This window comes from Corynebacterium sp. HMSC04H06, assembly GCF_001815935.1.
Taxonomy (GTDB): Bacteria; Actinomycetota; Actinomycetes; order Mycobacteriales; family Mycobacteriaceae; genus Corynebacterium.
The window spans coordinates 1-13,635 of record NZ_KV823417.1; the positions used below are offsets into that span (position 1 = coordinate 1).

The 13,635-nt window shown below is 65.8% G+C and carries 12 protein-coding genes; 8 read left to right on the forward strand and 4 right to left on the reverse strand.

The features are described 5' to 3' along the window. Positions 1-260: 260 nt before the first annotated feature. The 3 genes from HMPREF3067_RS03945 to HMPREF3067_RS03955 form a co-directional block, all read right to left on the reverse strand. The gene (locus HMPREF3067_RS03945) at positions 261-881 is read right to left on the reverse strand and encodes a hypothetical protein (RefSeq protein ID WP_070768435.1); all 621 of its coding nucleotides are present in this window, start codon (positions 879-881) and stop codon (positions 261-263) included. Between the two features lie 80 nt (positions 882-961). After that, positions 962-2,725 carry a DEAD/DEAH box helicase gene (locus HMPREF3067_RS03950; RefSeq protein ID WP_070768493.1) on the reverse strand — a complete coding sequence of 588 codons (1,764 nt, stop codon included), beginning with the start codon at positions 2,723-2,725 and terminating at the stop codon, positions 962-964. Further along, on the reverse strand, positions 2,725-2,967 hold the full coding sequence (locus HMPREF3067_RS03955) for a DUF3039 domain-containing protein (protein ID WP_070768436.1): 243 nt from the start codon (positions 2,965-2,967) through the stop codon (positions 2,725-2,727). The genes HMPREF3067_RS03950 and HMPREF3067_RS03955 overlap by 1 nt, the downstream gene beginning before the upstream one ends. A gap of 61 nt (positions 2,968-3,028) precedes the next feature. Here HMPREF3067_RS03955 and HMPREF3067_RS03960 point away from each other — a divergent pair, with 61 nt between their 5' ends. The 6 genes from HMPREF3067_RS03960 (at position 3,029) to galE (ending at position 8,580) form a co-directional block, all read left to right on the forward strand. Then, positions 3,029-3,469 carry a DUF3099 domain-containing protein gene (locus tag HMPREF3067_RS03960; RefSeq protein ID WP_083319125.1) on the forward strand — a complete coding sequence of 147 codons (441 nt, stop codon included), beginning with the start codon at positions 3,029-3,031 and terminating at the stop codon, positions 3,467-3,469. A gap of 21 nt (positions 3,470-3,490) precedes the next feature. Further along, the gene (locus tag HMPREF3067_RS03965; RefSeq protein ID WP_070768437.1) at positions 3,491-5,041 is read left to right on the forward strand and encodes a DUF7782 domain-containing protein; all 1,551 of its coding nucleotides are present in this window, start codon (positions 3,491-3,493) and stop codon (positions 5,039-5,041) included. 89 nt (positions 5,042-5,130) lie between these two features. Then, positions 5,131-5,583: a D-aminoacyl-tRNA deacylase gene (gene dtd, locus HMPREF3067_RS03970; protein WP_070768438.1), complete on the forward strand. Its 453-nt coding sequence runs from the start codon at positions 5,131-5,133 to the stop codon at positions 5,581-5,583. A gap of 89 nt (positions 5,584-5,672) precedes the next feature. Further along, positions 5,673-6,674, forward strand: a complete 1,002-nt coding sequence (locus tag HMPREF3067_RS03975; RefSeq protein ID WP_070768439.1) for a sigma-70 family RNA polymerase sigma factor — start codon at positions 5,673-5,675, stop codon at positions 6,672-6,674. A gap of 233 nt (positions 6,675-6,907) precedes the next feature. Continuing rightward, positions 6,908-7,588 carry a metal-dependent transcriptional regulator gene (locus HMPREF3067_RS03980; protein ID WP_070768440.1) on the forward strand — a complete coding sequence of 227 codons (681 nt, stop codon included), beginning with the start codon at positions 6,908-6,910 and terminating at the stop codon, positions 7,586-7,588. Between the two features lie 5 nt (positions 7,589-7,593). Continuing rightward, the gene (galE, locus tag HMPREF3067_RS03985) at positions 7,594-8,580 is read left to right on the forward strand and encodes a UDP-glucose 4-epimerase GalE (protein WP_070768441.1); all 987 of its coding nucleotides are present in this window, start codon (positions 7,594-7,596) and stop codon (positions 8,578-8,580) included. Between the two features lie 25 nt (positions 8,581-8,605). Here galE and HMPREF3067_RS03990 read toward each other — a convergent pair whose 3' ends face one another. Continuing rightward, the gene (locus HMPREF3067_RS03990) at positions 8,606-9,697 is read right to left on the reverse strand and encodes a DUF4192 domain-containing protein (protein ID WP_070768442.1); all 1,092 of its coding nucleotides are present in this window, start codon (positions 9,695-9,697) and stop codon (positions 8,606-8,608) included. Positions 9,698-9,916: 219 nt separating this feature from the next. On the opposite strand from HMPREF3067_RS03990, the gene HMPREF3067_RS03995 reads away from it, so the two are divergent. Continuing rightward, positions 9,917-10,951, forward strand: coding sequence for a PAC2 family protein (locus tag HMPREF3067_RS03995; RefSeq protein WP_070768443.1), 1,035 nt, complete (start codon positions 9,917-9,919; stop codon positions 10,949-10,951). 54 nt (positions 10,952-11,005) lie between these two features. After that, positions 11,006-13,549, forward strand: coding sequence for a DEAD/DEAH box helicase (locus HMPREF3067_RS04000; protein WP_070768444.1), 2,544 nt, complete (start codon positions 11,006-11,008; stop codon positions 13,547-13,549). Positions 13,550-13,635 lie beyond the last annotated feature (86 nt).

Consider the following 13,635-nt stretch of genomic DNA (forward strand, 5'->3'; position numbering starts at 1 on the left):
TCATGACTCACACGCTAGAAGCACAGATCAGCCCCGACAAGGGCCGAAATACGGATCTGTGGATAACTCGGGGCAAGCTAACCACCCTGCGCAAACCATCCACAGGCCGAAAACAGCCGCTTTCGCGGCGCCACCTGCCCAAAGGCCGAAAAATAGAGCAACGTGCCCAAGTAGCCACAGGTTGGCATAATTTGGGCACACTTAGGCACAATTAGGCACAAAACGGCCCCGCACCAGGCGGGGCCAAGAGGAATGAGAGCCTAGTTGCTCGAGTTGACCAGTTCCTCGCTCTGGCGCTCGATACACTCGCGCTGCGCCTGCTCGTCCTGAAGGCTCAGGCACTCTTCGAAGTTGGCCTCGTTGAAGAACCAACCGATGAAGAGCACCATGAGCACGCCGACGGCGACCGAAATCAGAGAGAGGATAAGGCCCACCACCGACATCCAGGTGCGACGGGCCTCCTTCGGCTTCTTGGCGTTGCGCACGAGGGCCACGATGGCCAGCACCACGCCCACGACACCCAGGAGAGCGCCCAAGCCGCCGACAAGCAGGCCGACCAAGGCAACAATACCGATGATGAGAACGGCCAACGCCAGCTTCGACTTCTCGAAGTTCGGCGCGTTTTCGAAGCCCCCCTGGTACTGGGAGCCGCCGTAGCCGGCAGCCGGCGCGGCGTGGGCGTTGCCCTCCGGCGAGGCCCCATAGGCGCCGCCGTCGAAGCCAGCGTTCGCCTCGCCGGTGCCGCCGTAGCCGGCGCCGGGCTCGCCGGCGTGCTGGCCCTGGGCATCGTTAGCACCCGGGCGGGAATCACCGTAGGACGGCAGGCCCTGGTTCGAGTCGTTGTTCTGGTCGTTCCCGTAAGGGGTGTTGGGAGTGGTCATTTCTACCCTCTTTCCTAGTGCTATAACTACCTATCCCGCCCCACAATAGCGAATAAGTGGCCTACTTCGCAGCGCGAACGCTACCACGCGCGCAGATACTCGATGCGCTCGCGCAGCTGCTCGGCGTTACACAGCGCGGTCGGCGGCCCGCCACAGGCCTTGCGCGCCTCGTTGTGGATGGCACCGTGCGGCCGCCCCTTACGCCCGGCGGTGATGGAGACGACGGTGTTGAGTTCCTTGCGCAGCCGCGCGATTTCGTCGACGGCGACCTCCTCGTCCCCGCCGCCCTGCGGCTGCTGCTTCTGCTTCGGCGCGCTCGGCATGCCGTAGATCTGCCGCCGATGCTCCTCCGCCGCGGCCTCAGCCCGGCGCGCCTTCTCCCGCGCCTCCCGGGCGTCCATCTCTTCTTCCTGCTTCTTGCGCAGCAAGTCCTTGACCTGCTGGGCGTCCAGCAACCCGGGGATGCCGAGGAAATCGGCCTGTTCCGCATCGTCAGTAAAGGCGGCGGTGTTGAAGGAGGAACCGTCGTAGATGAGCGAGGAGAACTCCGCGTCGGCGCCGAGCGACTCGTAGGGCTTGTCCAGGTCCGGCTCGGACTCCTTGCGGTTGGCCTGCTCTAGCAGCTCGTCGTCCCAGCCCTCCTTGGGCCGGTCCGGCTTGCCCAGGACATGGTCACGGGACTTTTCCATGTTTTCGGCTAGCCCCAGCAGCACGGGCACCGAAGGTAGGAAGACCGAAGCGGTCTCGCCGGGCATGCGCGAGCGGACGAAGCGGCCGATGGCCTGGGCGAAAAACAGCGGCGTCGACGCCGAGGTCGCGTACACGCCCACGGCCAGCCGGGGCACGTCGACGCCCTCGGAGACCATACGAACGGCGACCATCCACTCGTCGTTGCTCTCCGAGAACTCATCGATCCGCTCGGACGAACCCGGATCGTCGGACAGGATGACCGAGACCGGGGTGTTCGAAATGCCTTTGAGGATCTTTGCGTAGGCACGGGCCATCGTCGAGTCGGTGGCTAGCACGAGGCCGCCAGCATCGGGCATGCTGCGGCGCATCTGCATCAGGCGCGTGTGCGCGGCCTGCAGCACCGCGGGGATCCAGTCCCCCTTCGGGTCCAGGGCCGTGCGCCAGGCACGCGCGGTCTGCTCGGGGTTGAGGATGTCGCCCAGGCGCGCGGCGTACTCCTCGCCCGCGGAATCACGCCAGCGGGCCTCACCGGAATACGCCAGAAAGACCACGGGGCGCACGACGCCATCGGCCAGCGCGTCGCCGTAGTTGTAGGCGTGATCGGAGCGGGAGACCAGGTGGCCCTCCCCGTCCTGCTCGTAGCGCACGAAGGGGATCGGGGAATCGTCGGAGCGGAAGGGCGTACCGGTCAGCGCCAGGCGGTGATTGACGTCGTCGTAGGCCTCGCGCACGCCGTCGCCCCAGCTCTTGGCGTCGCCGGCGTGGTGGATCTCGTCCAGAATGACCAGTGTGCGCCGCGCGGAGGCGACCGCCCGGTGCTTGAACGGGTGCATGCCGACCTGGGCGTAGGTGACCACGATCCCGTCGTAGGCGGGGTTGACCGCCGAGGAGTTAGTGAAGTGCGCGTCCAGGGACATGCCGACGCGGGCGGCGGCGGACGACCACTGGATCTTCAGGTGCTCGGTGGGCACCACCACGATGACGCGTTCGACGGTCCGGTCTTCGAGCAGCTCGGTGGCCACGCGGAGGGCGAAGGTGGTCTTACCGGCGCCCGGCGTCGCCACGGCCATGAAGTCCTGGGGCTTGGTGCGCAAGAACTTCTCCAGCGCCTCCTGCTGCCATTGGCGGAGTTTGCCTTTGTTCTTGCCCGGAATCACTTGCGCCGCAGACCCTTAAAAATCCGCTCGCAGTCGGGGCAGACCGGCGAACCGGGCTTGGCTTGCTTGGTCACCGGGAAGGTCTCCCCGCACAGCGCGACAACCATCTTGCCGTTGACCGCGGAGTCGAGAATCTGGTCCTTCTTTACGTAGTGGAAGAATTTCGGGGTGTCGTCATTCGGAGTGGACGTATCCTCCCGGACGTCTGGCCTTTCGATTGTTTTCGTCGTCGTACTCACAGCACCCCATTTTGCCGCAAGAGTGTGGATTAATGCGAGTCCCCAGCTACCCTAGGGAGGCATGGAACCGTACACCGTTGACAATCCGGACGGCGAACCCCCTGTTAAGGGCTCCCGCCGCCTCTTCCGGCGCGCCTCGGTGTCCCTGATTACGGATGCCAAGGTCGGCCCCGGCCAGGATCGCCACCACCGCGAGGTGGTCTACGCCATCCTGCAGTTTATCCGTATCCCCGCCCTGTTTATCTCCATCTACCTAGTCTACGCGCATCAGGCGTGGATCACGGCGGGGATTGTCTCCGGGCTCACGTTGCCGCTGCCGTGGGCGGCGGTGGTCATCGCCAACGGGCGCGGCCAGCCGAAGGACAAGCGCGAGCGCAACGTCTACAAGCCGGCGCTGGCTCGGCAGATGGCCGCCCAGCAGCGTGAGCAGGTGTCCGGCCAGCAGCGCGCGCAACTCGAGCAGCCGGACACCATCAACCACGACGACCCGAAGAACCCTTAAGAAACAAGGAGCCTGCCTGCTATGCCCGCCACTGAACGCTTTTGTCTGCCGCTTCCGGACGATCTCTCCGCGCTGGCGGGTGAGCTCGCCGATGTCTTTACCTCCGCCGGTTTCGACGTGGCCGGTATTGCCGGCTATTTGGGCCCGGAGGTCACCGAGGCCCTGCACCGTGGCGAGTACGCCCCGGTGGCGCTGCGCTGCCGGGACAACAGCCAGATGGCGTGGCTTGTCCGCATCTTTTTGCTGCACGATGCCGTCCCCGCCACCGCCCTGGCCCAGGCCGTGGGCGCGCGGCTGGCCACGCAGCTGGTGGATACCGGCATCATGCGCGCGGACGAGCACGGAACGGTCTACTGCGCGCTGGAGATTCGGCCGCAGATCATCGCCGGCCGGGAGCGCGTGGTCTTTTCTGACGTCGATGCCTCCCTGGTCGACCACGTGCCCGGCTCCCAGCACGTGGTGGGCGTGGGCGCGGCCAGCCTGTCGCTGCTGCAGTCCACTCCCCTCTCCCCGGTCGGCACGGTGCTGGACCTGGGCACGGGCTCGGGCGTGCAGGTGCTCGGCCAGCTGGGTTGCGCGGAGTCGGTCACCGCGACCGATGTGAGCGAGCGCGCCCTGACACTGGCGCGCGCGACGGTGGCCGCGGCCGGTGCCGGAGACCGGGTGGAGCTTGTGGAAGGTTCCTGGTTCGCGCCGGTGGCAGGCCGGCGTTTCGACCGCGTGGTGGCCAACCCGCCGTTCGTGGTAGGCCTGCCGGAGGTGGGCCACGTCTACCGTGACTCCGGGATGGAGCTGGACGGGGCCTCCCAGAAGGTGGTCTCGGAGGTGGCGGACTACCTGAACCCGGGCGGTACCGCGCACTTGCTGGCGGCGTGGGTTCACCGCACCGACGAGAACTGGGCGCAGCGCGTGGCCAGCTGGCTGCCGTCGCACGGGGTGGCCGCGTGGGTCATCGAGCGCGACGTGGCGGACCCGGCGCTGTACGTGTCCACGTGGCTGCGCGACGAGTCCGTCGACGTGCGCACCCGCGCCGGCCGCAAGCGCAGCAAGGTCTGGCTGGAGTACCTGTCCGACCACGACGTGACCGGCATCGGCTTCGGCTTCGTGGCGCTGCAGCGCATTGCTGACGATGCCCCCACCGAGGTCCTGGCGGAGTCGCTACCCCAGTCCTTTAGCGATCCGCTGGGCCCGGAGGTGGAGGAATACTTCGCCCGCGTGGCCTGGCTCCGCGACCTAGTCCCCGGGGAAATTGAGACCAAGTACTTCGGGCTGCGCCCCGGTGTGGCCTTGGAGGACATCTCCGTCGCGGATGCCGAAAGCCATCAGGGCTTCGAGCCGGCGGTCAAGCGCCTGACCCGCACGGAGGGCCCGCGCTGGTCGCACGAGGTCGACGACGGACTGGCCGCGGTGGTAGCCGGGCTGCGGCCGGATGGGCTCAACCTGGGTGAGACCATCGCCTTGTACGCCGCCGCCCACGGGCTGGACGAGGAGGAGCTGGTGCGCTCGGCCGTGCCTGCCATCGTGGACCTAATCCGGCACGGGCTGGTGCTGCCGGCAGAGTTCCTGGACTAAGCGCCGGGGCAAATAGCGCCGACGCAGGAAGCCCCGGCGCAGGAAGCACCCAGCCGAGCAGGCAACGAGAAGAAAGGCACGAAGAGCAAATGAAGGCAGTGTTGACGCGGGTATCGCAGGCGAGCGTGACCGTGGCGGGTGAGACGGTGGGCAGCATCGACTGCCCGGAGACCGGCGGGGTGCTGGCGCTGGTGGGGGTCTCGCGGGAAGACTGCGAGGACGAGTCCACGACGGCAGCTGCCGTGGAGAAGATGGCGCGGAAGATCGCCGAGCTACGGATGCTCGACGGGGAAAAATCCGTGACGGATACCGGCGCGCCCGTCCTGGTGGTCAGCCAGTTCACCCTGTACGGCGCCACGGCGCGCGGGCGGCGGCCCTCCTGGTCGGCGGCAGCGCCGGCGGAGATGGCCGAGCCGGCCATTGTCGAGCTGGTCCGCCAGCTACGCTCCCGCGGCATCGCCGTGGCCGAGGGCCGCTTCGGCGCCATGATGGAAGTCAGCTCAGTCAACCAAGGACCCTTTACTTTGCTGGTGGAGACCTAGTTCGCCACCCCCAAAAGTTGGTGGGGGAACTAATCCGCACCACGAGCCGTTGAGTAGTTTGTAACCGGCGATACTTTAGGAGGCCCTAGATGACCACTTCCCACGACCAGGATTCATCTAAGCAAGACGCCACGGAGCAAGAAGTAGATCACGGTTCGCGCCGCGGACATACTAATGACAACCCTTCGGCCGACCTCGTGCGGGTTTACCTCAACGGCATCGGCAAGACCGCTCTTTTGTCCGCAGAGGACGAAGTCGAGCTGGCACAGGAAATCGAAATCGGCCTGTACGCCGAATACAAACTCAACAACGCGGAAAAACTCACCCGCGCCGAGAAGCGCGACTTGAAGATTCTCGTAAAGGAAGGCAAGAAGGCCCGCTCCCACCTGCTGGAGGCGAACCTGCGCCTGGTGGTTTCCCTGGCGAAGCGCTACACCGGCCGCGGCATGCCGCTGCTGGATCTTATCCAGGAGGGCAACCTGGGCCTTATCCGCGCGATGGAGAAGTTTGACTACGCCAAGGGCTTTAAGTTCTCCACCTACGCCACCTGGTGGATCCGCCAGGCCATTACCCGCGGCATGGCCGACCAGTCGCGCACCATCCGCCTGCCCGTCCACCTGGTCGAGCAGGTCAACAAGCTCTCCCGCATCAAGCGTGAGATGTACCAGTCGCTGGGCCGCGAGGCCACGAACGAGGAGCTGTCGGAGGAATCCGGCATCGATGAGGACAAGATTGAGATGCTCCTGCGCCAGTCCCGCGACCCGGTCTCACTGGACATGCCGGTCGGCGCGGACGAGGAGGCCCCGCTGGGTGATTTCATTGAGGATGCCGAGGCTACCGATGCCGAAACGGCCGTCGTCGCCTCCCTGCGCCACTCCGATATCCGCTCGGTCATCGGCTCCCTGGAGCAGCGCGAGCAGGACGTCATCCGCCTGCGCTACGGCCTGGACGACGGCGTGCCGCGCACCCTGGACCAGATCGGCCGCCAGTTCGGTCTGTCGCGCGAGCGCGTGCGCCAGATCGAGCGCGAGGTCATGGCCAAGCTCCGCGACGGCCAGCGCGCCGACCGCCTGCGCGAGTACGCCCAGTAGATTTTGTATCCACCGCCTCCCCGCCGCCGGACCTGAACTTTCAGGCCGGCGGTTTCGTCATTATCCATTCGCTTAAGCTAGTGCCGAATGGCGTTTATAGCCTTTACTGCAACAACGGGCCCGCGGCGATATACGCTAGACTATGGTGTATTAGTTTTGCCGCAGCTTAGGTTTAGCAATCCTGCGCTGTCAGCAATCATCCACTCCCCGGAATCAGAAAGGTGCCAGCCCACGTGAGGGACCTAGTCGATACCACCGAAATGTATCTGCGAACCATTTACGAGCTCGAGGAAGAGGGTATTACCCCGCTGCGTGCCCGCATCGCGGAGCGGCTCGAGCAGTCCGGCCCGACGGTCTCGCAGACCGTGGCCCGCATGGAACGCGACGGCCTTTTGCACGTGCGCACCGACCGGAGCCTGGATCTGACCCCGAGCGGGCGCGAGCTGGCGACCGCCGTGATGCGCAAGCACCGCCTGGCCGAGCGGCTGCTGACCGACGTGCTGGGCCTGGACATTCACCAGGTCCACGACGAGGCCTGCCGCTGGGAGCACGTCATGAGTGAGGACGTGGAGCGCCGCGTCGTCGCCGTGCTGGATGATCCGGCGCGCTCCCCCTTCGGCAACCCGATCCCGGGCCTGGCGCAGCTGGGCACCAACGCGCCGGAGCAGTCTCAGGGCACGCGCGCCATTGACCTGCCGGAGGGCAAGGAAGTCACCGGCGTGGTCAGCCAGATCAATGAGATCCTGCAGGTCGACCACCAGCACTTCCGGGAACTGCACGACGCCGGAATCGTCGTCGGCGCCGAAGTCACCGCGCTCAACAACGGCGGAGCTATCACCCTGACCACCAAGTCCGGGCAGGGCATCGAGCTGCTCACCGACCTGGCCCACGCCGTGCGGATCGAGGAGTCTTAAACCTTATGAAGCTTCTGGTCACCGGCGGCGCCGGTTATGTTGGCAGCGTCTGCGCCGCCGTTCTAATCGAGCGCGGCCACGACGTGACGATCATCGATGATTTTTCCACGGGCAACCGCGAGGCCGTCCCGGCGCAGGCGCGCCTGGTCGAGGGCCGCGTGGGCGGGCTGGCCCAGTCGGTGCTGTCCGAGGGCGGCTTCGACGGCGTGCTGCACTTCGCCGCGCGTTCCCTGGTGGGAGAGTCCGTCGAGGTCCCGAACGAGTACTGGCACGACAACGTCGGCACTACCCTGGCCCTGCTGGATGCCATGCGGGCTAACGACGTCAACAACCTCGTCTTCTCCTCCACGGCGGCCACCTACGGCGAGCCGAAGCAGGTGCCGATCACCGAGGACCTGCCGACCGCGCCGACGAACCCGTACGGGGCAACCAAGCTGTCCATCGACTACATGATCACCTCGTACGCGAAGGCCTTCGGCCTGGCGGCGACCTCGCTGCGCTATTTCAACGTTGCCGGCGCCTACGGCTCTATCGGGGAAAACCGCGAGGTGGAAACCCACCTCATCCCCATCATCTTGCAGGTGGCCCTGGGGCACCGCGATAAGATCTTCATCTTCGGCAACGACTGGGACACCAAGGACGGCACCGCGGTCCGCGACTATATTCATATCCGCGACCTGGCCGACGCCCACGTGCTGGCGCTGGAGAGCAACCAGCCGGGCACCCACCGAATTTACAACCTGGGCTCGGGCGACGGCTACTCGGTCAAGGAGGTCATCGCCGCCTGCCGCAAGGTCACCGGCCACCCCATCCCCGCCGAGGACGCCCCGCGTCGCGCGGGAGACCCGGCGGTGCTTATCGCTTCCTCCGAGAAGATCAAAAGCGAGCTGGGCTGGAACCCGACGCGCACGGACTTGGATACCATCGTCTCGGACGCGTGGGAGTTCACTCGCCAGCTCGGCGACAAGGCACACTCGGCCCGCCGCCAATAGGCAAAAACCGGCTACTCCGCACCGACTAGGCCGCCCGCGGCTCGGAGGCACAGCCGCAGACCCCGTAGACGGCTGCCAGCCGGGCCTTCTCCGAGCCCTGGCGCACGCTGTCGATGAGGTGTTCGCTCAGCCCGCAGCGGAAAGCGCCGAGCAACAACCGCAGGAAGGTGTGCTCGGGGAATTCCTTGCGGCCGACCATCAGCGCCGTGCTGGCTTTGTAGTAGATGCCCATCTGGATGGTGCAGACCGAGTAGACGGCCAGCGCGTTGGCGCGGATAGTCCCGCTAAAGGTCTGGGCCAGCGCCAGCATCAAGATTGCCGCGGCCGCGGGGTTGTCCAGGCAGCCGCGCAAGGCGACGTCGCGGGCCTTGGTGCTGCCCATCCACACCGCGGCGGTAAACAGCAGCTCGTCGTCTGCGAGGCAGTCGGCGGGGACGTCAATGTCGCTTAAGACCTCCGGGACGTCGTTGTCTATGGCCACGAGGTCGTAGCCGTAGGTGTGCCGGCCGCAGCAGGCATCGTTAGCGCAGGCGATGGCCAGCCGGCCGAGCGCGGCGAGTTCTTCCCACTCCCCCAGGGGGTTGCGGCGCTGGAAGGGCTCGAAGCATTCCTGCCGGTCGAGCGCGGGCAGTTCGCCCTCGGCGATGCACGCGCGCATGCTGTGGGACTCCGTAATCGGCGCGACGCGGCCGTAGAGCCACGCGTCGCCGCCGGGGCCTTGGTGCAGCGCCGGGTCAGCAAAAACTTCCTCGTAGGGTTGGCCGACCTGGATTTCCGGCACCATCCACAGGCCCTCTAGGTCGACGCAGCACTGGTCTGGGTCGTCGAGGAAGTTAATGAGTTCCGCCAGGTGGCGCTCCGGGCGGGTGCTGATGATAAATGCCAGGAAGATGTGGTCGGGGTAGTTGTCCAACAGGGCGAGTCCTTCCTCCCAGCCTTCTTCGACGTCGTCGATGCTGATGCGCAACAGTGGGCCGGAGACGAAGCTTTCGGTGCCGTCGTGAGCGGGCTGGAAGCTGACGATTACGAGGGATTCGGACGGGTAGAAACCAAGGTTTCCGGGGATGTCGGCAAGGATTTCGGCGGGTGTGTACGTGCGTTCTTGTGAATTAGTCATGCTGTCATCATCGGCGGGATTCCACCCGAGGTCGAGCGCTAGCGCTTCGCGCCTGTGGATAACTCGCCGTTTTTATATTCCACGTAATATATCGGCACGTTATCCACAGGCCGCGACGCTTGCGGATGGTCTACAATAGCGCCAATGCGTTCCCGAAAAGCTTAAGGAATAAACCCGGCCGGCTAATCGTTGTTGCAGGTAAAAGAAGGAGGAAAAGACATGCCTGATGAAAATCGCCGCATGTACGAACTGGAGTATCCTGCCCCAGTAGTCGACCCCACGAGCGACGACGGCAACGGCCCCACCCTCGTAGTAGCCATGAGTGGCTACGCGGACGCCGGCCAGGCGGTCGACGCCAGCACCGCGCACCTGCTCGCCGCGCTCGAATCGCGTCCCGTGGCCGCGTTCAACAACGACGAACTCATTGACTACCGCTCGCGGCGCCCCGCGGTGACCATCGACGCCGACAGCCCAATGGAGATCGAGCAGCTCGACCTCAGCATGCGCGTGGTGCGCGACAACCGCGAAAAACCCTTCCTGCTGCTGTCGGGCCCCGAGCCCGACCTGCGCTGGGAAGGCTTTACCAACGCGGTGGCGGACCTGGCAGACAAGTTCAACGTCACGGACACCATCTGCCTCTACGCTGCCCCGATGCCCGTGCCCCACACCCGCCCGCTGGTGATTACCGCCCACGGCAACTCGCGCCGGCTCAAGCAGCGGATGTTCAAGCTGGATTCCACCATGATGGTCCCGGGATCGGCACAGCTCTACCTGGAAAAGGAGCTGGCCGACCGCGGCCGCAAGGTCGCCGGCTTTACTGTGCACGTGCCGCACTACCTGGCCTCTTCGCCGTACCCGCACGCCACGCTCCAGCTGCTGGAGTCCGTGGCCACGGCCGCGGGCCTGGACTTGCCGCTCGGCAGCCTGGAACACGACGTCGAGCGCGTCAACCAGCAGCTGACCGAGCAGGTCGAGGACTCCGAGGAGGTAAACCAGGTCGTTCGCCAGCTCGAGGAGCAGTACGACTCCTTCCTCGAGCACTACCGCGACGAGCACCCGCAGGCCGTCCTGCCGGGCGAGCAGAACATGCCCACCGGCGAGGAAATCAGCGAGGAATTCGAGCGCTTCCTGGCCTACCTCGATGACCAGGACCCGGAGGTCCGCCGCGCCATTGAGCGCAACATGAACCACGGCCGCGACGACCAGGATCTGGACTCCGGGGCGGGGCCGGAGGATCGCGGCGAGGAGAGCTAGACGGGCCGCGCCCGGCGGTGACGGCGGTTGCGGCGATGACCTAGAGTGGTAGGCGTGACTTTAACGCAAATGCTGCCCGACCTCGCCGAAGTACCGGAGTCGCTCGTCGACACCGCCATCTGGGACACGTTTACCGCGTGGACCACCGAGCGCGGGATTTCGCTCTACCCGGCCCAGGAGGAGGCATCGTTAGGCATCCTCGCTGGGGACAATGTCATCCTGGCGACGCCGACGGGCTCCGGCAAGTCCATGGTGGCCAACGCCGCGCACTTCATCGCCCTGGCCCGCGGGCAGCGCAGCTTCTACACCGCGCCTATCAAGGCCCTGGTCAGCGAAAAATTCTTCGCGCTGTGCGAAATCTTCGGCGCGGAAAACGTCGGCATGATGACCGGCGACGCGACCGTCAACGGCAACGCCCCCATCATCGCCGCCACCGCGGAAATCGTGGCTAATATCGCACTACGCGACGGCCGCGACGCGAAAATCGACCAGGTGGTCATGGACGAGTTCCACTACTACTCGGACCCGCAGCGTGGCTGGGCCTGGCAGGTCCCGCTCTTGGAGCTGGACCGGGCCCAGTTCCTCCTGATGTCCGCCACCCTGGGTGACACCTCCTGGCTGGAAAAGGATCTCTCTGAGCGCACTGGCCGCACCACGGACCTCGTGGCGGGCTCGGAGCGCCCGGTCCCGCTGGATTTCAGCTACACCTTCCTGGCCGCCCACGACACCATCGAGGAGCTGCTAAGCGCCGGCAAGGCGCCCATCTACGTGGTGCACTTCTCCCAGCGTGAGGCCGCCGAGCGCGCGCAGGCACTGACCTCCCTCAAGGCGATGATTACACCGGAGGAAAAGGAGGCCATCGCCGGCGAGATTGGTAGTTTTAGGTTCACCACCACCTTCGGCAAGGACTTGTCGCGGCTGCTGCGCAAGGGGATTGGCATCCACCACGCCGGCATGCTGCCCAAGTACCGCCGCCTGGTGGAACGTCTCGCCCAGCGCGGCCTGCTGAAGGTCATCTGCGGCACCGACACCCTGGGCGTGGGCATCAACGTACCCATCCGCACGGTGCTGATGACGGGCCTGGCGAAATTCGACGGCACGCGCCAGCGCATCCTGAAGTCCCGCGAGTTCCACCAGATCGCCGGGCGCGCCGGCCGCGCCGGTTACGACACCGAGGGCACCGTGGTGGTCGAAGCACCCGAGCACGAGATCGAAAACGCCAAGGCCCGCCGCCGCGTGGGTGACGATCCGAAGCGGCTGAAGAAACTTCGCAAAAAGGCCCCGCGCGACGGCGAGGTCTCCTGGTCGGAAAAGACCTTCGAGCGGCTGACCCACGCCGAGCCGGAGCAGCTGACCTCGCAGTTCCGCATGTCGAACTCCATGCTGCTCAACGTCCTGGCCCGGCACGGCAACGGTTACGAGCACCTCAAGCACCTCCTGCGGACCAACCACGACACCCGCGCCCAGCAGAACCAGCACATCCTAACCGCGCTGGACCTGTTCAAGGGATTGCTCAACGCCGGCGTGGTCCAAAAATCCACCAAGGGCCTGGACATCTACGGCCGGCCCTACCACCTGGTCCGCGAGCTACCCCGGGACTTCGCGCTGAACCAGCCGCTCTCCCCCTTCGCGCTGGCGGCGCTGACGCTGCTGGATCCCGAGTCCGAGACCTTCGCCCTGGACATCATCTCCTGTTTCGAGAGCATCCTGGACGAACCCCGGCAGGTGCTCCAGGCCCAGCAGAAGGCCCGCCGGGGCGAGGAGATCGCGGCGCTGAAGGCCGAGGGCGTGGACTATACCGAGCGCATGGCCATCGTCGAGGAGATCACCTGGCCCAAGCCCCTGGAGGAGCTGCTGGACCAGGCCTTCGAGTCTTTCTGCGAGGGCAACCCGTGGGCCAGGGAATTCGACATCGCACCCAAGTCGGTTTTGCGCGAGATGGTCGAGAAGGCCATGACGTTCTCCGACCTGGTCGCCACCTACGGGCTGGCCCGCTCCGAGGGCGTAATCTTGCGTTACCTGACAGATTGTTGGCGCACGCTCAAGCAGTCCGTGCCGCAGGAGTACATGACCGAGCAGCTCGCCGACATCCTGGAATGGTTGGGCGAGCTCATCCGCCAGGTCGACAGCTCCCTGGTGGACGAGTGGGCACAGATGGCCGGCGAGGACTCCCCCGTCGACCAAGCCACGGTCGACCGGGAGCTGGCCTTCGGCGTGGAGGACCCGACCGCCCTGACGTCCAACAAGCGCGCGTTTACCATCATGGTGCGCAACTACTTTTTCCGCCTGGTCCAGCTCTTCGCCTTCGAGAAGGAGGACCGCCTGGCCGAGCTCCTCGACTATCTGGACGAGGTCCCCGATTTCGGCGCGGCGCTGGACGATTACTTCGACGAATACGCCGACATCGACTCCGGCCCCGCCGCCCGCGGCCCGGAGTACTTCCGCCTGGCAGAAACCCACCCGCGCACGTGGAACGTGCGCCAGATCATCAAGGACCCGGACGGCGACAACGCCTACGCGCTCGTCGGCACCGTCGACCTGGACGCCTCCGACGAGGCCGGCGAGGTCCGCCTGTCCGATCTGCGCGTCGACTACTAACGGCTTAGGGCGCCTTCCCCCTTGGGACGCGAAAACACCCGCCCGGGCTCAGTTGCGAGCCTTAGGGCGGGTGTCTGTTTTAAAGC

Excerpts from the sequence above, each read along its gene's own strand:
- HMPREF3067_RS03990 (WP_070768442.1), bottom strand. The coding sequence starts at position 9,697 with ATGACTAATTCACAAGAACGCACGTACACACCCGCCGAAATCCTTGCC.
- dtd (WP_070768438.1), top strand. The coding sequence starts at position 5,131 with ATGAAGGCAGTGTTGACGCGGGTATCGCAGGCGAGCGTGACCGTGGCG.
- HMPREF3067_RS03965 (WP_070768437.1), top strand. The coding sequence starts at position 3,491 with ATGCCCGCCACTGAACGCTTTTGTCTGCCGCTTCCGGACGATCTCTCC.
- HMPREF3067_RS03995 (WP_070768443.1), top strand. The coding sequence starts at position 9,917 with ATGCCTGATGAAAATCGCCGCATGTACGAACTGGAGTATCCTGCCCCA.
- HMPREF3067_RS03960 (WP_083319125.1), top strand. The coding sequence starts at position 3,029 with ATGGAACCGTACACCGTTGACAATCCGGACGGCGAACCCCCTGTTAAG.
- HMPREF3067_RS03945 (WP_070768435.1), bottom strand. The coding sequence starts at position 881 with ATGACCACTCCCAACACCCCTTACGGGAACGACCAGAACAACGACTCG.
- HMPREF3067_RS03975 (WP_070768439.1), top strand. The coding sequence starts at position 5,673 with ATGACCACTTCCCACGACCAGGATTCATCTAAGCAAGACGCCACGGAG.
- galE (WP_070768441.1), top strand. The coding sequence starts at position 7,594 with ATGAAGCTTCTGGTCACCGGCGGCGCCGGTTATGTTGGCAGCGTCTGC.